This is a genomic window from Corynebacterium sp. HMSC11D10, from assembly GCF_001806995.1.
In the GTDB taxonomy this organism is placed as follows: Bacteria; Actinomycetota; Actinomycetes; order Mycobacteriales; family Mycobacteriaceae; genus Corynebacterium; species Corynebacterium coyleae.
This window is the reverse complement of record NZ_KV787026.1, coordinates 1-18053: the sequence shown is the minus strand read 5'-3', so window position 1 is coordinate 18053 and position 18053 is coordinate 1. Positions and strand designations below refer to the sequence as shown.

Sequence of the window (18053 nt, the reverse complement as noted above, 5' to 3'; positions counted from 1 at the left end):
ATGCCGTGAAACCGAATAATTCCAATGTTTTGAGCAACCGTTACGCCTCCCCGGAGATGGCCACCCTGTGGGCTCCGGAGCACAAGATCATCCTTGAGCGCCAACTGTGGATCGCAGTGCTCAAGGCCCAAAAGGAACTCGGTGTCGAGGTCGCCGAGGGCGCTATCGAGGACTACGAGAAGGTCATCGACAAGGTCGACCTGGACTCGATCGCGCAGCGCGAGAAGGTCACTCGCCACGACGTGAAGGCACGCATTGAGGAGTTCAATGCGCTGGCGGGCCACGAGGAGATCCACAAGGGGATGACCTCGCGCGACCTGACCGAAAATGTGGAGCAGCTCCAGGTGCGCAAGGCGCTGGAACTGACCCGCGACAAGGCAGTCGCGCTGCTCAAGGCGGTGGGCAACCGCGCTGGCGAGTACAAGTCCCTGGTCATGGCTGGACGCTCCCACAATGTTGCGGCGCAGGCCACCACGCTGGGCAAGCGTTTCGCCTCTGCTGCCGATGAGATCCTGGTGGCCATCGAACGGATTGAGGAACTGCTGGATCGGCTCCCACTTCGCGGCATCAAGGGCCCGATGGGTACCGCGCAGGACATGTTGGATCTCATGGGTGGCGACGAGGCCAAGCTGGCGCAGCTCGAGCAGGGCATCGCAGAAGGTCTCGGCTTCGACCGCGTCTTTGACTCGGTGGGTCAGGTGTACCCGCGCTCGCTCGACTTCGACGTGGTGTCCTCGCTGGTGCAGTTGGGTGCAGGCCCGTCGTCGCTGGCCACCACGATCCGCCTCATGGCTGGCAACGAGACGGTCACGGAGGGCTTCAAGGAAGGCCAGGTTGGTTCCTCGGCGATGCCGCACAAGATGAACGCACGCTCCTGTGAGCGCGTCGGCGGCTTCCAGGTCATCCTGCGTGGCTACCTCACCATGGTTGGCGACCTTGCTGGCCAGCAGTGGAACGAGGGCGACGTGTTCTGCTCCGTGGTGCGTCGCGTGGCGCTGCCGGATGCGTTCTTCGCCATTGACGGCCAGCTGGAAACCATGCTGACCGTGCTCGACGAGTTCGGCGCGTTCCCGGCCATGATCAACCGCGAGCTGGACCGCTACCTGCCGTTCCTTGCCACCACCCGCATCCTCATGGCGTCGGTGCGCGCCGGCGTCGGCCGTGAGACCGCACACGAGGTGATCAAGGAAAACGCCGTCGCTATGGCGCTGGACATGCGCGAGCGCGGCGCAGAGCAGAACCTTGTGGAGCGTTTGGCTAACGACGAGCGCCTTCCGTTGGACAAGGCAGCACTGGACAAGGCGCTCGAGGACCGCCACGCGTTCATCGGCGCTGCCGAGGCGCAGGTGGATCGTGTGCTTGCACGCGTGCAAGAGGTTGTGGATGCGCACCCGGAGGCTGCGAACTACACCCCGGGCGAGATCCTCTAGGGGGAAGTAAAGGTCACAGTGGCGTCGCGGGTGCTGACCTCGACGCCGGTGCCTACTACACCCCGGTCTGCGGTGCCGGACCAGGAGGCGACGAAGCCGTGCTGGGGCCCGGTGAGGTCCGGGGTGTAGCCGGTGAGGGTGCTTTCGCCGCAGTATTCGGGGTTGGCGGTGTTGGCGGTGAGGGTGTCGTCGATAGGCGTGAGCTTCGGCAGCGTGACGGTGACGTCCACGGGGAACTCACCCACCGCAACCGGGGTGAACGTGACGGGGAAACACACGAGCATGTTTGCCTGCTCGGCGCTGCGTGGAGCGCGCCGCGTTTTGGGGGCACCGACGGTGACGTCCCACTGCACGGGGACGTGGAAGCTCACATCCTCGGTGACCACGCGGGCGGTGTCGCCGAAGGACAATGTGGTGCCGTCGCGGGTTGGTTCAAACGCTGGCATGTTGCCAGCGAACTCCGAAGGGGTGCCGCACGCAGCCAAAACGAGGGGGAGTAGGACTGCAGTCGCGCGTTTGATCACGGGGAATATACTAACGCGCATGCGTCCAGAGCTTTCTGATTATGCCCATCTCGCCGGCGGCAAGGTCCGCGAAATTTACGAAGTCGATGACAACACGCTGCTGATGGTGGCATCCGACCGTATTTCGGCGTTCGATTTCTCGCTCGAGCCGGCCATTCCGGACAAGGGGCGTATCCTCACCGCAACGTCGATGTTCTTCTTCGACCTGCTCGGCGATGTCCCGAACCATCTTGCGGGGCCGATTGACGACGAGCGCATTCCCGAAGAGGTCCTCGGTCGCGCCATGGTGGTCAAGAAGCTCGACATGGTGCCCTTCGAGTGCGTTGCGCGTGGTTACCTCACCGGCTCTGGCAAGAAGGAATACGACGCCACTGGCCGCGTCTGTGGTGTGAAACTGCCGGAGGGCCTAACTGAGGCATCGAAGTTGCCTGAGCCGATTTTCACCCCGGCGACCAAGGCGGAGCAGGGCGACCACGACGAGAACGTCACCTTTGAGTTCGTGGCCAACAAGGTTGGTTCTGACCTGGCTGAGCGCCTGCGTGCGGCAACGCTGGATGTCTACACCCGTGCCGCCGAGTACGCGGAGACCAAGGGCATCATCCTCGCGGACACCAAGTTTGAGTTCGGTTTGGACGAAAACGGTGAGCTCGTGCTTGCCGACGAAGTCCTCACCCCGGATTCTTCCCGCTACTGGCCAGCCGACAGCTACGAAGAGGGCGTGGTCCAGCCGAGCTTTGACAAGCAGTACGTGCGCAACTGGCTGACAAGCTCGAAGTCCGGTTGGGACCCAGCCGATGGTGTGCAGCCGCCTGAACTGCCGGGATCCGTGGTGGAGGCCACCCGCGACCGTTACATCGAGGCCTACGAGCGCCTCAGTGGCCGACGCTTCTCTGAGTGGCCGGGGGAGCACGCGTAGGCTCTCCGGGTATGACTGCTCCGAAAGCTGCGAAGCACCCGATTACACGATCGTTCCACGGCCGCGACTTTGTCGACGACTACGAGTGGCTGCGGGACAAGGACAGCCCCGAGGTAATCAGTTACCTCGAGGCGGAAAACGCCTATACGGAGTCGAAGACTGCCGCTTGGACGGGTCTTGTCGACGACATCTACGCCGAGATCAAGTCCCGCATCAAGGAAACGGACATGTCCGTGCCGCAGCGCCAGGGCGACTGGTGGTACTACGGCCGCACCATTGAGGGCAAAAACTACGGCATTTCCTGCCGTGTGCCGACGCGTGACGAGCCGTGGACCCCGCCCGAGGTCAACGACCACATGGCGGACGAGCAGGTCCTGCTGGACATCAACGAACTGGCAGAAGGCCACGATTTCTTCTCCCTGGGCGCCTCGTCGGTGGCCACGACCGGTCGTCTGTTGGCCTACTCCTACGACACTGAAGGCGACGAGCGCTTCACGCTGCGCATTAAGAACCTTGAGACGGGCGAGCTTCTCGACGACTGCCTCGACAACATCTTCTACGGCGCCACCTGGGCCGGCGAAGAGTACCTGTTCTACGTGCGTGTGGACGACGCTTGGCGCCCCCACCAGGTCTGGCGCCACAAGGTGGGCACCCCGGCCGAAGACGACGTGCTGATCTACGAAGAGACGGACGAGAAATTCGGCGTCGGTGTGGGGGCGGACCGCGCCGAGCGGTTCCTCATGATTGTGACGTCCTCTTCGCTGACCTCGGAGTACCGGGTGCTGGATTTGCACAACCCGACCGGTGAGTTCGAGGTGCTGTGGCCGCGCGAGTCCGGCATTGAGTACCACCCGGACTACTGCGTGGTGGACGGTAAAGAGCAGTGGGTGATCACCCACAATGCCCACGGGCCGAACTTCTGTGTGGCCACCACACCGGTCGGTGAGTTGCCGGCCCTGCGCGATTTGGACGTGCTGGTGGAGCACTCCGATTCGATGCGTATCGAGGGCATCGATACGTACCGCGACTTCATGTTCATGGGCTATCGCCGGGGAGGGATTCCGCGGTTGGCGGTGTCGTCGTTAAGCAATGGCTTCGGCGAGTTCACCGAGCTTGAGTTCTCTGAGGAGCTCTACACCGCGAGCCTCGGCGGCAACCCGGAGTGGGACGCGCCGGTGGTGCGCATCGTGTACTCCTCGTACACGCAGCCGTCGCAGGTCGTTGATTATGAGGTGGCGACCGGTGAGATGACGCTGCTGAAGGAACAGGAAGTCGAAGGCGGATACAACGCCGACGACTACGAGGCCTTCCGCGTGTGGGCCACCGCGAAGGATGGCGCGAAGGTGCCGGTATCCGTGGTGCGTCGCAAGGGTGTCACAGGCCCTGCGCCGCTTTTGCTGTACGGCTACGGCTCGTATGAGGCGTCGATGGACCCTGGCTTCTCGGTGGCGCGGCTGTCGCTGCTGGATCGCGGCATGATCTGGGCGTGCGCCCACGTGCGCGGCGGCGGTGAGATGGGCCGCGGCTGGTACGACAACGGCAAGATGCTGCACAAGGTGAACACGTTCACCGACTTCATCGCGTGTGCCGACGCCGTAGCGGCCGAGGGGCTGACCACGCACGAGCAGATGGTCGCCGAAGGCGGTTCCGCGGGTGGCCTGCTCATGGGTGCGGTGGCGAACATGGCCCCGGAGAAGTTCGCCGGCATCCAGGCGATCGTGCCGTTCGTGGACCCGCTGACCTCCATCCTGAAACCCGAACTGCCGCTGACCGTCGGCGAGTGGGAGGAATGGGGCGACCCGTACCACGACGTCACCGTCTACGACTACATGGCTACATACGCCCCGTACGAGAACGTCAAGGCGCAGAACTACCCGGACATTCTGGCGATTACCAGCCTGAACGACACCCGTGTGCTCTACGTGGAGCCCGCGAAGTGGGTGGCAAAACTGCGCGAGGTAGCCACCGGTGGCGAGATCCTGCTCAAGACCGAAATGTCCGCAGGCCACGGCGGTGTATCGGGGCGGTACGCCAAGTGGAAGCAGACCGCGTTTGAGTACGCGTGGACGTTGGTGAAGTCGGGCGCAGTCGACGAACCTGTGCGATAATCCCGGCTATGCCCGGCAGCCTGCTTGTCTCTATCTCGTCCATCTTCGACGCCACCTTGGACGACGTGACAAGCATGGTGCGCGACCTGGATAAGGAACGCGTGCCGGTGTCGCTGCTTGTGGCGCCGCATATCGACGCCACCTGGCACCTGGCCAAAGACACCACCACCAGGGGTTGGCTTGCAGAGCAGCGCGATGATCGCGCGCTGCTGCTCAACGGGTTCGACCAGGCGGTACAGGGCAGGCGCAGTGAGTTTGCCACCCTCGGTGCCCACGAAGCACGGCTGCGCTTAAAGGGGGCGACCCGTCAGATGGCCGCGCTGGGCTTTGACCTGGACATGTTTGCCCCGCCGCGTTGGCGCATGTCCGAGGGCACGCTTGAGGTGATGGGGGAGTTCGGGTTTGTGGTCGCGGCGTCGACGAAGGGGATCTACCGCCTAGCACGTGGCGAGTTTTCTCAGGCCCGCAACCTGTCGGTGGGTGAGGGCTACGGTGCTGCGAAGTGGTGGCGCCGAAACGTGATCAAGGCCGCCGGGCGCGGCGCGGAGAAAGGCAACACGATCCGCCTGTCCGTGTCCGGGCGTGAGTTGGGGCAGAAGAAGGTGCGCCGCGACTTCCTCGCTGCGGCGGCTGAGGCCATCGAGGCTGGCGCAAAACCTGCCGACTACCGCGCCTTCAGGTAAGCGATCGCCCGGCACACGAGGTAGATGCCGAAAGAGATAAACGCCACGAACACGCTCACCGGCACGCCAGGGGCGAGCGAGAGCACCATGCCGCCGATCGCGGAAACCTCGGCGAACAGGATTGACAGCCACACGGCACGCACCGGGTTCGCGGTGACTTGGGCGGCGGCCGCGCCGGGCGTGATCAGCATCGACATGACCAGCAGTGCGCCGACGATCTGCACCGACTGTGCGGAAGCGATGCCGACCAGCACCGCGAACACCAGCGCCATCGTGCGTACCGGGACACCGCACGCGGCTGCCATCACCGGATCCGCGGAGGCGAACAGTAGCGGGCGCCACAACACGACAACCGCGACGGCGACCAGCACCGTGGTTCCCGCCAGCAGCATCACGTTCTGGGCGGACACACCCACGATCTGGCCGGTCAGAAGTGCCAGCGCACGGTTGGAGTTGCCGGGGTAGAGGTGGATAAACAGCACGGATAGGGCCATGCCGAAACTCATCGCCACGCCCACGGCGGAATCTTGCTGGCCTTTCAGCCCCAGCGCAGCGAGTACCAGCGCCGCCACGATCGCACCCGCGACCGCGCCGAATCCGACGTTGAGGCCGAACAACAGCGCGGCGGACGAGCCCATGAGTGCTAGCTCAGAGGTGGCGTGGACCGAAAACGACATCTGGCGCAGCACGATCAGTGGCGCCATCACGCCTGACAGGATGCCCAGAAACGCACACGCGATGAGCGTGGTCTGGACGAAGTCCTGGCCAAGCAGGTACGAGGTATCGGCGATAAACGTGCTCACAGGACCACCATCCGTCCGTCTACTTCCACAACGTCTACTCGTGTGCCGTAGAGCTCGCTAAGCACCTCCGAGCGCATTACCTCGGCCACGGGCCCGATGACGTGGCCCTCAGGTCCGATGTAGAGCACTCGGTCCACCACGTCGAGCACCGGGTTGATGGAGTGCGTCACGCACACTACGGCAGCTGGGTGCCCTGCTAAACGCTCAACAGTATCGCGTGCGCGGGCGGGGTCGAGGGAGAGCAGGGGTTCGTCGGCAAGCACAAGCTCCGGATCCTGCGCGAAGGCTTGTGCTTGGCGGATGAGCTGTTGCTGCCCACCGGAGAGGATGCCGACGCGGCGGTCGGCAAACGATTGCGCGCCGACGGAGGCAAGCTGCGACTCGACGTCTTCTGGTTTTGTACGTTTCCCCATTGCAAGTTTGACCAGGTCACGCCCGCGAACGGGGAGGTCTTTGGGGAACATGTGTTGCTGCGGGATAAACCCGATGCGGCCGTGCACTTCCGCCGAGCCGTGCGTGAGGCGGCGGGTTCCCATGAACGTGCCCAACAGGGTGGATTTGCCCACCCCATTGGGGCCGAGCACCGCGATGAATTCGCTGCGTTCAATGGTCAGGTCGAGGCCCGACCACAACGGGTCGACGGCGGCGCCGCGTAGCTCAGCAATCAAATGTGTATGTCCTGACTAATGGTGGTGGAAGCTCGGCTCGGCGTTGTTGGCGATCTCCACGATTTGGTCCACGATCTTCTCAAAGTAGTCGAGAAAGTTCTCGCCTGCCGGGGAAGTTTCCCGAATCTCAACAATGGGGACATTTTTCATCTGCGCGACAGCGGCCAACCGCTCGGTGGCGCTGTTGGTGCTCTGTGGGTTCACAAACAGCATGTCAATGTCGCCCTGTTTGATCTGGTTCAAAAACGCCGACACCGCAGCCGCAGACGGCTCCTGGTGGTTCAGGCTGGCCTTGACGTACTCCTCCGGGGTGATGTCGTGCAGTTCAGTGCCCCATACAAGCCCGGCGGCGATCGGCTCGGTCATGCCGATGTGCACGTGCGGCACGGAAGCGAGCTTCTCCTCGATTGCAGCAATTCGCGTATCGACGACCCCAGCATCCCCACCGGTGCGCTGCGCCACCGCATCGGCTACCTCGCGGACCTTTGACGGTGCGAACCAGGCGTGCTCCAACTCGTCGAGGGACTCCGGCAGGTGATCGCTGTGGGCGTGCTCGTGCTCTGCATGGTCGAGCAGCGGGATGGCGTGCACGATGCGGTCCTGCTCCGCGACGGTGTACAAGGCCGCGTCGTAGGCGCCACCATTAGCGACGACCGTCGCCGCCTCCTTGATACGAGACAGGTCCTTGGCGGACGGCTCGAAGTGGTGCGGGTCTACAGCGTCGCCGGTGATGATCGCATCCACGTCCTCCCCGGTCACGGCGGCGGCAACATCCGCCCACACCCCGGTGGTGGCGATGATGCCGGAACCTTCGGCCGCGTCTTCGGACTCCGTAGAGCATGCGGTCAGCGCGGTGCCTGCAAGAGTGAGTGCAGCCAGCGTGGCAAGGGTCTTGGCCTGAAAACGATTTTGCATACGCGGTATTCAATCACTATTGGAAACTGTTTTCAATCTGTTTCGGACGAAGAACCAGTGCTGCGAGCAGTGCCATCAACAACACCGCGCCCACAATCCACCCGGCGCGGAGGTACGACAACGACTGTGAGCTGGTGGCGTCGAAACCCACCTTCACCGGATTGTGATCGGAGGACCGGAATGGGGTCCCGGGCTCGTCGATGAGCGGTTCGTCGCTGTTGATCGCCCACACCAGGGAATCTTTCACGAGGTCCATCGCGGCATCGTTGGCCAGCACATGGTCGAGCGAGCCCACCTTGTTGTCGTACTGATACGACGGGCGTTCCTGCGGGATCGTGGCGTAGCCGGCGTCGTTGAGCACGGCGATCGCGTCTTCTTGGGAGTAGGCGTTGAAGTCGCCAATGAGGAACGTGGGCAGGTCGCGCCAGTCGTCTTGCATGTCGAGGTGTTCCAGCAGCGTCCGCGACATGTCTGCGCGGAGTCGGGCGTTGTTGCCTTGGCCGTCGGCGGTGGCGTCGTCATTACGCGAGACTGTGCCCTTGGACTTGAAATGATTCACCACCGCAACAATGTGGTCACCGCCGGCGACAGGCGCGAACTCCTGGGCGAGCGGCTGGCGGGCGATGCCGGTGAACGTGGAGTCATCGAAAATGCGCGACTGCCCAACCGGGCGCACCTTCGCCGTCTGGTAGATAAACGCCACGCGGATCGCATCTTCGCGAGTGCCAAGCTCGCTTGGCGACGACACCCCCGCCCACCGATCCTCCCCCGCCGCAGCATTGAGCGCATCGACCAAGTGCTGCAGCGTCTCGTCGCGCCGGGCGGTATCGCCTGTGGTGCGGGCGGTGTTCTCCACCTCCGACAGGCCGAGGATCGCAGTATCGAGCTGGTTGATCGCGTTGACCAGCTTCGCCTCTTGCAGCGCGAGGGCCTGCGCATCGTGCGCGCCGCGGAACAGGTGGCAGTTCGTGCAGCCGTGCTCCGGGTCGATGTCGGGGAAGTGGGTGAAGTAATTCATCACGTTGAAAAACCCGATGGACAAATCCCCGCGTACCTTCGCTGGCGCATCGAGGATGCCTGCGCGGGAGTCCTCCCACGTGATCGGCAGATCTTCGGGGCGGGTCTGACCTGTGATCGGACGCAGCGGCTGGAACGTCCAATCCCCGTTGTTGTAGCCCACCACCACATCTTGTTGGAAAGTCACGGTGTCAAAGATCCGGATGGACTTCGTGGGGGAAAGGTACGGCAGTGGCACGTTGGGCTCGTCTGTGTAGTTGCGGGTGCGTCCGTCGTCGAGGTTGACAAATTCCGCCGCCTGCTGCGCGTTCATCTCAGCGACCTGATTGGCGTCGGGGCGGGTCTTCTCCGTGGGCCAGAAATGGGGCTCGGCGCCCGGCGCCAGGCCCACGGTGCCGTACTGGCTGAGGTTGTCATTGCCGGTCACGGTGTAGGCGCCGGGCCTGACCAGCATGCCCTCGTAGGGCTCGCGGGCCGCGTCGCCCGCCGGTAGGGCATCGAGGGGGATGGGCGTTGGGGCGGGCAGGGGGTCGTCGAGAAGCGAGATGCTGCTCGCTGAAATCTGGGTCTGGCCGTAGAACTCCTTCGCCGTGCCTTCCACTCGCACCGAATCGCCGTGGGCGGGGTAGTGGCCCTGCTTGCCCACGAACACGAAAATGCCGTCCGAGGCGTCACCGGGTTGTTTCGGCTGGCCGGAGCCGCCTGTTTGCATGAAGAAGCCGCGCTTACCGCCCTCGTCGTAGACTGCCGTGACCACGCCGGTGGTGATCACGGTCGATGACTCATATGGCGTGGTCGCGCCGGTGCCCTGGATCTCCGCGATGGTCAGCACACGCGGGTCTGCCTGTGCGATGCCGGAATTGCGCGGAGTGGGGGCACCCGCACGGAAATCGGCGGCGTTGTTGTCAGTATCCGCGCCATCGGTGACGCGCTGGATGGACAGTTGATTCGTCGTCTTCTCGGCGGGTGTGCCCTCCGCGAGATCGGGTGGCGTATCACCCCAAGCCACACGGTCTACCTCGCCGTCCGCGTTGCGCAGCACCGCAACCGCACTCGTGGCAGAAAAGTTAAACGCGGCCTCACGGTCCGGTGCCGGCAGATCGGCTCCCGTCTCGCCGGAAACCCCGCTGATCAGGTAATACCCACCCGCCGGCACCACCCCGAACAACTCAACCACCGTGCCGGAGTTGCCCTTGGCGGAAAACTGCTCCAGCTCCCAGCCGTCGATTGAAACGTCCTGACCGGTGGGGTTGAACAGTTCCACAAAGTCCGCGTTCAGTGGCGCCTGCGCATTGCTGCCGCCACCGTAGACCTCGTTGATCACCACCGCCTCAGCATGTGGCACAAGCGCGATGCTTAACGACGACACCAGCACCAACCACAGCAGACGAGCCCGAAACATTCCCTTAACGTAGCCGGTCATCCGATATTGCTGGACGCGTCTGTCCGTCCGATATACTCGCTGCCGTACCGCAAAGGTCGATCAACCTCCCGAAATGTGAAGGATTCTCATGGCACGAGTCGTCGTCAATGTCATGCCCAAGGCCGAAATTCTTGACCCCCAGGGTCAGGCGGTGCTGCGCGCACTGGGCCGCATCGGTGTCGAGGGGGTGAGCGACGTCCGCCAAGGCAAGCGATTCGAGATCGAGGTGGACGACTCCGTCACCGACGCCGAACTGCAGCGCATGGCGGAAACCCTGCTGACTAACACTGTGATTGAAGACTTCGAGGTTGTGCGATGAGCGCAACTATCGGAGTCATTACTTTTCCCGGCACCCTCGACGACGTTGACGCGCTGCGCGCCGTCCGCCTCGCCGGTGCCGAGCCGAAGCAACTCTGGCACGCTGACAACGACCTGACCGGCGTTGACGCCGTTGTCGTCCCGGGCGGCTTCTCCTACGGTGATTACCTGCGCTCCGGCGCGATCGCCGCGCAGGCCCCGATGATGGGCGCTGTTGTGGAGGCCGCGAAGAAGGGTATGCCGGTCCTTGGCATCTGCAACGGCTTCCAGATCCTCACCGAAGCCGGCCTGCTGCCGGGCGCGCTGACCCGCAACCAGGGCCTGAACTTCCACTGCGTGGACACCTACCTCGAGGTAGCCAACACTGACACCGCATGGACCAGCCAGTTGGGCGAGCGCATCTACGTGCCCGCCAAGCACGGCGAAGGCCGCTTCCAGGCGTCCCCGGAAACCATCGAGGCGCTGGAGAAGGAAGGCCGCGTGGTCTTCCGCTACACCGACAATTTCAACGGCTCCATCAACGCAATCGCCGGCGTGACTAACGAAACCGGCCGCGTTGTGGGGCTCATGCCGCACCCGGAGCATGCGATTGAGACGCTCACCGGGCCGTCCACCGACGGGTTGGGCCTGTTCACTTCCGCCATCGACGCGATTTCGAAGATCGGAGCGTAAAAGACCATGACTGTGCACAACGACACTGTTGAAAACGCCATCGACACCCCTGACCTTGAGCAGCCGTACGCGGAACTCGGGTTGCAGGATGACGAATACGCGAAGATCAAGGCAATCCTCGGCCGCCGCCCAACGGACGCGGAGCTCACGCTCTACTCCGTGATGTGGTCGGAGCACTGCTCCTACAAGTCCTCCAAGACGCACCTGCGTTACTTCGGTCAGACCATGACCGAGGAGATGGAAAAGAAGATCCTCGCCGGTATCGGTGAGAACGCTGGCGTGGTAGACATCGGAGACGGCGACGCCGTGACTTTCCGTGTGGAAAGCCACAACCACCCCTCCTTCGTCGAGCCGTACCAGGGTGCTGCCACCGGCATCGGCGGCATCGTCCGCGACATCATGGCCATGGGTGCCCGCCCGATCGCCGTGATGGACCAGCTCCGCTTCGGCCCGATCGACGCCGAGGACACCAAGCGCGTCCTGCCGGGCGTGGTCCACGGCATCGGCGGATACGGCAACTGCCTGGGCCTGCCGAACATCGGCGGCGAGACCGTCTTCGACGAAGCATACGCCGGTAACCCGCTGGTCAACGCCCTGTGTGTGGGCACCCTGAAGGTGGAGGACCTCCACCTCGCGTTCGCGTCCGGTACCGGCAACAAGGTCATCCTGTTCGGCTCCCGCACCGGCCTCGACGGCATCGGCGGCGTGTCCGTGCTGGGCTCCGCCACCTTCGAGGAAGGCGAAGAGCGCAAGCTCCCAGCAGTCCAGGTGGGCGACCCGTTCGCGGAGAAGGTGCTCATCGAGTGCTGCCTCGAGCTCTACGCAGCTGGCGTGGTCGAGGGCATTCAGGACCTCGGCGGCGGTGGCCTGTCGTGTGCCACCTCCGAGCTGGCTGCATCCGGCGACGGCGGCATGACCGTCAACCTGGACAACGTGCCGCTGCGCGCTGAGAACATGTCCGCAGCAGAGATCCTCGCCTCCGAATCCCAGGAGCGCATGTGCGCCGTGGTGGCTCCGGAGGACGTGGATAAGTTCATGGAAATCTGCGCCAAGTGGGACGTGCTGGCCTCCGTCATCGGCGAGGTCACCTCCGACAAGGACCGCCTGCAGGTATTCCACAACGGTGAACTCGTGGTGGACGCGCCGCCGTCAACGATTGACGAGGGCCCGGTCTACGAGCGCCCGTACGCACGTCCGGCGTGGCTGGATGAGGTGCAGGGCGGGGGTGTCGTCGATAAGCAGGCAACCATCAAGGACACCTGGCTGAAGATGGTCGCCTCCCCGGCGCTGTGCTCGCGTGACTTCATCACCGAGCAGTACGACCGCTACGTGCGCGGCAACACCGTACAGGCCAAGTACGCCAACTCCGGTGTGCTGCGTATCAACGAGGAGACCAACCGTGGCGTTGCTATCTCCGCCGACGCATCGGGCCGCTACACCTACCTGGATCCGAACATGGGCGCACGCCTGGCACTGGCAGAGGCCTACCGCAACGTCGCCGTCACCGGCGCCACCCCGTTCGCAGTGACCAACTGCCTTAACTTCGGCTCCCCGGAGAACCCGGACGTGATGTGGCAGTTCCGCGAAGCAGTGCACGGGCTTGCAGACGGCGCAGCCGAACTGGCAATCCCCGTCTCCGGCGGCAACGTTTCCTTCTACAACCAGACCGGCGAGACCCCGATCCTGCCGACCCCGGTTGTTGGCGTCCTCGGCGTGATCGAGGATGTTGCTCAGGCCATCCCACACGCCCTGCCCGCGGACGACGAGGAGTACACCCTGGTGCTGCTCGGCGAGACCAAGGACGAGTTCGGCGGCTCCGTGTGGCAAGACATCTCCGGCGCTGGCCTGTCGGGCCTTCCGCCGCAGGTAGACCTTGCTAACGAGGAGCGCCTCGCACAGTTCCTCGGCGGCAACGCAGCCGGCGTAGCAGCAGCCCACGACCTGTCCGAGGGTGGCCTGTCCCAGGCTGTCTTCGAGCTGCTGCTCGGCTCCGACAAGGGCGCTGAGTTGAACCTCGAGGGCGTCCACGAGGACGCGTTTACCGCACTGTTCTCCGAGTCCGCATCCCGCGTGCTCGTAGCAGTCTCTCGTGACCGCGCAGAAGCAGCGGTCGAGCGTGCTACCGCGGCCGGCATCCCGGTCGCAGCGCTTGGCGACACGACTGGCGACGGTGTCCTGCGCGTCGCCGGCGAAGAAATCTCCGTGCAGGAGCTTGCCGATGCATGGGCTGCGACCATGCCGTCGCACTTCGCAGCCGCAACCGCGCCGAACGCGGCCGTCTAGTCCGTCCGCTGCATAGCCGGTGCCTGTTCCACAATGGGCACCGGCTCATATTGTGCGCGCAGGTCTTTCAGCGTCTGCGTGTGATCCCAGAGGCGCTTGTCCTCATCCGTAACCGGCGTGAACTTACGTGCCGGCAGCGGGGTGCCGTCGATATCCATGCCGATGTAGGTAAACGTCGCGTGGATCGCATCCTTCAAGTTGTCGCGGCCACCACGCGGGTCGCCCGCGCGCAGGTGCACTGAGGTGTGAATGGAACGCGCGTCCGTACGGGTGATGCGCGCATCCACCTCAATCAGGTCGCCGATGTGCACCGGGTGGTAGAAGCGAATACCACCCGCGTAGACGGCGACGGTGCGCTCGCCAGCCCACTCCATGGTGCAGGCCGTGCCGGCCTCATCGATCCATTCCATGGCGGTGCCACCGTGGACGTTGCCGCCCCAGTTCACATCGGTTGGTTTCGCCATAAAACGGTGCACGATGCGCTGCGCCGTGGAGTCGTCGGTGTATGTCTGCGACTCCATCTCCGCCTCAATGGCCTTGCGCAGGTCGATGCGCGACTTTGCTGCTTCGGCCACGCGGCGCTCCTCGGCGTTGGTCGGAACGAATGTCGGCACAGGCATGGACTTGCCCGTGTCCGGATCCTTTGCCACGAAAATGACCAGGCAGTCGCAGGCGCGGGTGAACACGCCCTCGCGCGGGTCGGCGGAAAGCACCTCGTTGACAATGTGCATCGAGGAACGGCCCGTCATGGCGATGCGCGAGCGCACCTCCACAATGTGGCCCGAAGGGATCGGGCGGGTGAAGTGAATGTGGCCCACATACGCGGTCACGCAGTAGGTGGCGGACCACTGGGCGGCGCACGCGTAGGCGGCCTTATCGATCCACTCCAGCACGCGACCACCGGAGACACCCTGCGCACCGTAGTGGAGCACATCGGTGGGGGAGGCCATAAACCGCAGGGTGACGCGAGGGGAGCGTTCGGTAGCAACTACATGGGAATTGGGCATGCCGACACCTTAATATGGGTCCACATGGTGCAAAAGCAGGACCCGATACTGACACGCCAGGCCGTCGATGCGGTCAAAGCATGGATCGAGGGGGATGAGGAGTCGTCGAGAAGCGAGATTGCAAATGCTTGTCGACGAACCGCGCGCACCCTCGCCGAAGAACTCCCCGGCCACTCCGTGGAACTGCGCGTGCCCCCATTTGTGGCCGTGCAATGCGTCGAAGGCCCACGCCACACTCGTGGCACGCCGCCAAACGTGGTGGAGATGGATCCCCGCACCTGGATGCGACTGGCCACTGGTTTAACCACCTTCGAGGAAGAACTCGCGCAGGGCAACGTGGATGCTTCCGGATCGCGTGCAGGCGAGATCGCGGCGGGTCTTCCAGTAATTGCCCTCCGCTGACATTCCTCGGATACAGTGTTTGTCGTGCATACGAAGAGCCCCACGGGGAAGACCAACTTCGAGAACAACGACGAACCACGCGACGAATGTGGCGTGTTCGGTGTCTGGGCACCGGGCGAGGACGTGTCCAAGCTGACCTATTTCGGCTTGTTCGCGCTGCAGCACCGCGGCCAGGAAGGCGCCGGCATTGCCGTAGGCGACAAGGACAACGTCGTGGTGTTTAAAGACACCGGCCTGGTCAGCCAGGTCTTTGACGAACCTGTCCTGGAGGCGTTGCAGGGCGATGTGGCGATCGGCCACACCCGCTACTCCACAGCTGGCGGGAACTCCTGGGAAAACGTCCAGCCGATGTTCCGCACCTCGCCCAATGGCACCGACATTGCGTTGGCGCACAACGGCAACCTGGTGAACTTCAAGGAACTCGAAGAAGAAGCGATCGAGCGCAAGCTCATCCCGGCGTCGGGCGTGGATGGACAGGGCTCGTCCTCAGACACCGCTGTGGTGTCTGCGTTGCTGGCGGATCTGGTCACTGAGGACAAGACGCTTCTCGACGCCGCACGGGAACTCCTCCCACGCGTCGAAGGCGCATTCTGCTTCATGGTCACCGACGGCCAGACCCTCTACGCCGCGCGCGACCCGCACGGCGTGCGCCCGCTGTCGCTGGGCCGCCTCGACGGCGGTTGGGGGATCGCGTCCGAGACGTGTGCGTTGGACATCGTCGGCGCCTCGTTCGTGCGCGATATCGAGCCGGGCGAGCTTGTGGCGATTGATAACGCGGGCGTCCACTCCGAACGCTTCGCCGAGACCCCGAAGGCGCACTGCGTGTTCGAGTACGTCTACGTCGCCCGCCCCGACTCCATCATCGACGGCCAGACCGTCAACCTGTCGCGCATCGAGATCGGCCGCCGTCTCGCCCGCGTCACCCCGGTGGACGGCGACCTGGTAATGCCGGTGCCCGAATCCGGCACCCCCGCCGCCATCGGCTACGCGGAAGAGTCCGGCATCCCGTTCAAGCAGGGCCTGATGAAGAACGCCTATGTCGGCCGCACCTTCATTCAGCCGTCGGACACCCTGCGTCAGCTGGGCCTGCGCCTGAAGCTGAACCCGGTGCGCGAGGTCATCGAGGGCAAAAAGCTCATCGTTGTCGACGACTCCATCGTGCGCGGCAACACCCAGCGCAAACTCATCCGCATGCTGCGCGAAGCCGGCGCCGCCGAGGTGCACGTGCGTATCGCGTCGCCGCCGGTGAAGTGGCCGTGCTTCTACGGCATCGATTTCGCAAGCCCCGGCGAACTCATCGCCAACCACGGCCGTACTGATTCCGATGAGGCGATCGCGGAGTCGATCCGCACCATGATCGGGGCGGACTCGCTCGCGTTCGTGCCTATCGACGACATGATCGCCTCCACGAACCAACACGAAGACAACCTTTGTGCCGCCTGCTTTACAGGCAAATACCCCCTGGGGCTGCCCGACGGTAACCCCAACGCCGACCTTGTCCGACGCATCCAGAAAGGTGCTGAAGCCTAATGACCACTGAGCAGACCCCAGTTTCCTACGAGGCCGCCGGCGTATCCATCGAGGCCGGCGATAGGGCCGTCGAACTGTTCGCCCCGCACGCCAAGCGCGCCACCCGTCCTGAGGTTCGTGGCAGCCTCGGCGGCTTCGCCGGCCTGTTCGCGCTGGGCAAGTACAAGGAGCCACTGCTGGCAGCAGGCTCTGACGGCGTGGGCACCAAGCTGGCCATTGCGCAGGCGATGGACAAGCACGACACCATCGGTATCGACCTCGTCGCAATGTGCGTAGACGACCTTGTCGTCTGTGGTGCCGAGCCGCTGTTCCTGCAGGACTACATCGCTATTGGCAAGGTCGTGCCGGAGAAGGTCGCCGAAATCGTCGGCGGCATCGCCGAGGGATGCGTCCAGGCAGGTTGTGCGCTGCTCGGTGGCGAGACCGCTGAACACCCCGGCGTGATGGAGCCGGACGACTACGACGTCTCCGCAACCGCAGTCGGTGTCGTTGAGGCCTCGGAACTGCTTGGTCCTGAAAAGGTCCGCGAGGGCGACATCATCATCGGTATGGCATCGTCTGGCCTGCACTCCAACGGCTACTCCCTGGCCCGCCACGTGCTTCTCGAGCGCGCCGGCCTGCCCCTGGACGCCGAGATGGAAGAGCTGGGCCGCACGCTCGGCGAGGAACTTCTCGAGCCAACCCGCATCTACGCACTCGACTGCCTAGAACTGGCCGCCGAGTGCGAGGTCCGCACGTTCTGCCACGTCACCGGCGGTGGCCTGGCAGGCAACATGGAACGCATCATTCCTGAGGGCCTTGTCGCAGAGATGCACCGCAACACCTGGACCCCAGGTCCGATCTTCCGCACCATCAAGTCCGTCGGCCAGGTCCCGGACGAGGAGATGGAGAAGACCTTCAACATGGGCGTCGGCATGACTGCCGTCGTTGCCGAGGAAGACCGCGATCGCGCCCTGGCCATCCTGGCCGCCCGTCACGTGGATGCGTGGGTGCTCGGCGAGGTCCGCGCCGCCAGCGAAGGCGCCGAGAAACGCGCCGTGCTGACAGGCTCCCACCCGCAGTACTAAAGCGCGATCGCTAGGCCTGTTTTCGGGCTGATACGAGGATTCGTTCTCGTATCAGCCCGTTTCTGCTTTTAGGGCGCGGTGTCTTTTGCTGGTCGTCTAGCTGGTCTCGTGATGTTGCTAGACGGTCTCGTTTCGACGGCTCCAAACCCCCAGGTGGTGTTGAGGGTCATTGTCACTATGGAGCTGATCGTCTGGTTGGCGTTTCGGGGAGCTAGACGATGGTCGTTGTGGCGGCGCAGACGGGCGTGAAACACCCTGTTTTCGTGTCTTGAGGCCTGTTATGGCGT

16 protein-coding genes are annotated in these 18053 nt (G+C 63.9%); 10 read left to right on the top strand and 6 right to left on the bottom strand.

Going from position 1 to position 18053, the window contains the following annotated elements:
* Positions 1-5 precede the first annotated feature (5 nt).
* The gene (gene purB / locus HMPREF3120_RS01605; protein ID WP_224213538.1) at positions 6-1430 is read left to right on the top strand and encodes an adenylosuccinate lyase; all 1425 of its coding nucleotides are present in this window, start codon (positions 6-8) and stop codon (positions 1428-1430) included.
* Here purB and HMPREF3120_RS01600 read toward each other — a convergent pair.
* Positions 1427-1954, bottom strand: a complete 528-nt coding sequence (locus HMPREF3120_RS01600) for a hypothetical protein (protein ID WP_070450230.1) — start codon at positions 1952-1954, stop codon at positions 1427-1429. The two genes, purB and HMPREF3120_RS01600, sit on opposite strands and share 4 nt — an antisense overlap.
* 19 nt (positions 1955-1973) lie before the next feature.
* On the opposite strand from HMPREF3120_RS01600, the gene HMPREF3120_RS01595 reads away from it, so the two are divergent.
* Genes HMPREF3120_RS01595 through HMPREF3120_RS01585 form a run of 3 tightly spaced genes read left to right on the top strand, consistent with a single transcriptional unit; the run spans position 1974 to position 5661 of the window.
* Positions 1974-2870, top strand: coding sequence for a phosphoribosylaminoimidazolesuccinocarboxamide synthase (locus HMPREF3120_RS01595; protein ID WP_070422513.1), 897 nt, complete (start codon positions 1974-1976; stop codon positions 2868-2870).
* A gap of 11 nt (positions 2871-2881) precedes the next feature.
* Positions 2882-4978 (top strand): S9 family peptidase, encoded by a 2097-nt coding sequence (locus HMPREF3120_RS01590; protein ID WP_070450228.1) that lies wholly within the window; start codon positions 2882-2884, stop codon positions 4976-4978.
* 8 nt (positions 4979-4986) lie between these two features.
* Entirely contained in the window at positions 4987-5661 is a 675-nt protein-coding gene (locus tag HMPREF3120_RS01585; protein WP_070422515.1) for a DUF2334 domain-containing protein, read from the top strand.
* On the opposite strand, the gene HMPREF3120_RS01580 is transcribed toward HMPREF3120_RS01585, so the two are convergent.
* From HMPREF3120_RS01580 to HMPREF3120_RS01565, 4 genes are read right to left on the bottom strand one after another with little or no spacing between them, the layout of a single operon-like run.
* Positions 5643-6464: a metal ABC transporter permease gene (locus HMPREF3120_RS01580; RefSeq protein ID WP_070450225.1), complete on the bottom strand. Its 822-nt coding sequence runs from the start codon at positions 6462-6464 to the stop codon at positions 5643-5645. The genes HMPREF3120_RS01585 and HMPREF3120_RS01580 overlap by 19 nt on opposite strands.
* Positions 6461-7132 (bottom strand): metal ABC transporter ATP-binding protein, encoded by a 672-nt coding sequence (locus HMPREF3120_RS01575; RefSeq protein ID WP_070450222.1) that lies wholly within the window; start codon positions 7130-7132, stop codon positions 6461-6463. Before HMPREF3120_RS01575 ends, HMPREF3120_RS01580 begins: the two co-directional genes overlap by 4 nt.
* A gap of 15 nt (positions 7133-7147) precedes the next feature.
* Positions 7148-8047 carry a metal ABC transporter solute-binding protein, Zn/Mn family gene (locus tag HMPREF3120_RS01570; RefSeq protein ID WP_083284730.1) on the bottom strand — a complete coding sequence of 300 codons (900 nt, stop codon included), beginning with the start codon at positions 8045-8047 and terminating at the stop codon, positions 7148-7150.
* Between the two features lie 16 nt (positions 8048-8063).
* Positions 8064-10466: an ExeM/NucH family extracellular endonuclease gene (locus tag HMPREF3120_RS01565; RefSeq protein WP_083284733.1), complete on the bottom strand. Its 2403-nt coding sequence runs from the start codon at positions 10464-10466 to the stop codon at positions 8064-8066.
* A gap of 109 nt (positions 10467-10575) precedes the next feature.
* Between HMPREF3120_RS01565 and purS the strand changes: the two genes are divergently transcribed.
* From purS to purL, 3 genes are read left to right on the top strand one after another with little or no spacing between them, the layout of a single operon-like run.
* Positions 10576-10806 (top strand): phosphoribosylformylglycinamidine synthase subunit PurS, encoded by a 231-nt coding sequence (gene purS, locus HMPREF3120_RS01560; protein WP_070422519.1) that lies wholly within the window; start codon positions 10576-10578, stop codon positions 10804-10806.
* Complete coding sequence (purQ, locus tag HMPREF3120_RS01555; protein WP_070450214.1) at positions 10803-11477, top strand: phosphoribosylformylglycinamidine synthase subunit PurQ; 675 nt, start codon at positions 10803-10805, stop codon at positions 11475-11477. Before purS ends, purQ begins: the two co-directional genes overlap by 4 nt.
* A 6-nt stretch (positions 11478-11483) precedes the next feature.
* Positions 11484-13760 carry a phosphoribosylformylglycinamidine synthase subunit PurL gene (purL, locus tag HMPREF3120_RS01550; RefSeq protein ID WP_070450209.1) on the top strand — a complete coding sequence of 759 codons (2277 nt, stop codon included), beginning with the start codon at positions 11484-11486 and terminating at the stop codon, positions 13758-13760.
* Here purL and HMPREF3120_RS01545 read toward each other — a convergent pair.
* Positions 13757-14767, bottom strand: a complete 1011-nt coding sequence (locus tag HMPREF3120_RS01545; protein ID WP_070450206.1) for an acyl-CoA thioesterase — start codon at positions 14765-14767, stop codon at positions 13757-13759. The two genes, purL and HMPREF3120_RS01545, sit on opposite strands and share 4 nt — an antisense overlap.
* 24 nt (positions 14768-14791) lie before the next feature.
* On the opposite strand from HMPREF3120_RS01545, the gene HMPREF3120_RS01540 reads away from it, so the two are divergent.
* From HMPREF3120_RS01540 to purM, 3 genes are read left to right on the top strand one after another with little or no spacing between them, the layout of a single operon-like run.
* Positions 14792-15169, top strand: coding sequence for a sterol carrier family protein (locus HMPREF3120_RS01540; protein ID WP_070422523.1), 378 nt, complete (start codon positions 14792-14794; stop codon positions 15167-15169).
* Between the two features lie 15 nt (positions 15170-15184).
* Positions 15185-16699, top strand: a complete 1515-nt coding sequence (gene purF / locus HMPREF3120_RS01535; protein ID WP_070450204.1) for an amidophosphoribosyltransferase — start codon at positions 15185-15187, stop codon at positions 16697-16699.
* Positions 16699-17766 carry a phosphoribosylformylglycinamidine cyclo-ligase gene (gene purM / locus HMPREF3120_RS01530; protein ID WP_070450202.1) on the top strand — a complete coding sequence of 356 codons (1068 nt, stop codon included), beginning with the start codon at positions 16699-16701 and terminating at the stop codon, positions 17764-17766. Before purF ends, purM begins: the two co-directional genes overlap by 1 nt.
* Positions 17767-18053: the final 287 nt, after the last annotated feature.

Bases quoted from the DNA above. Each gene is read 5' to 3' on its own strand.
- HMPREF3120_RS01595 (WP_070422513.1), top strand. From the start codon at position 1,974: ATGCGTCCAGAGCTTTCTGATTATGCCCATCTCGCCGGCGGCAAGGTC.
- HMPREF3120_RS01590 (WP_070450228.1), top strand. From the start codon at position 2,882: ATGACTGCTCCGAAAGCTGCGAAGCACCCGATTACACGATCGTTCCAC.
- HMPREF3120_RS01585 (WP_070422515.1), top strand. From the start codon at position 4,987: ATGCCCGGCAGCCTGCTTGTCTCTATCTCGTCCATCTTCGACGCCACC.
- HMPREF3120_RS01570 (WP_083284730.1), bottom strand. From the start codon at position 8,047: ATGCAAAATCGTTTTCAGGCCAAGACCCTTGCCACGCTGGCTGCACTC.
- HMPREF3120_RS01565 (WP_083284733.1), bottom strand. From the start codon at position 10,466: ATGTTTCGGGCTCGTCTGCTGTGGTTGGTGCTGGTGTCGTCGTTAAGC.
- purS (WP_070422519.1), top strand. From the start codon at position 10,576: ATGGCACGAGTCGTCGTCAATGTCATGCCCAAGGCCGAAATTCTTGAC.
- purQ (WP_070450214.1), top strand. From the start codon at position 10,803: ATGAGCGCAACTATCGGAGTCATTACTTTTCCCGGCACCCTCGACGAC.
- purL (WP_070450209.1), top strand. From the start codon at position 11,484: ATGACTGTGCACAACGACACTGTTGAAAACGCCATCGACACCCCTGAC.
- HMPREF3120_RS01545 (WP_070450206.1), bottom strand. From the start codon at position 14,767: ATGCCCAATTCCCATGTAGTTGCTACCGAACGCTCCCCTCGCGTCACC.
- HMPREF3120_RS01540 (WP_070422523.1), top strand. From the start codon at position 14,792: ATGGTGCAAAAGCAGGACCCGATACTGACACGCCAGGCCGTCGATGCG.
- purM (WP_070450202.1), top strand. From the start codon at position 16,699: ATGACCACTGAGCAGACCCCAGTTTCCTACGAGGCCGCCGGCGTATCC.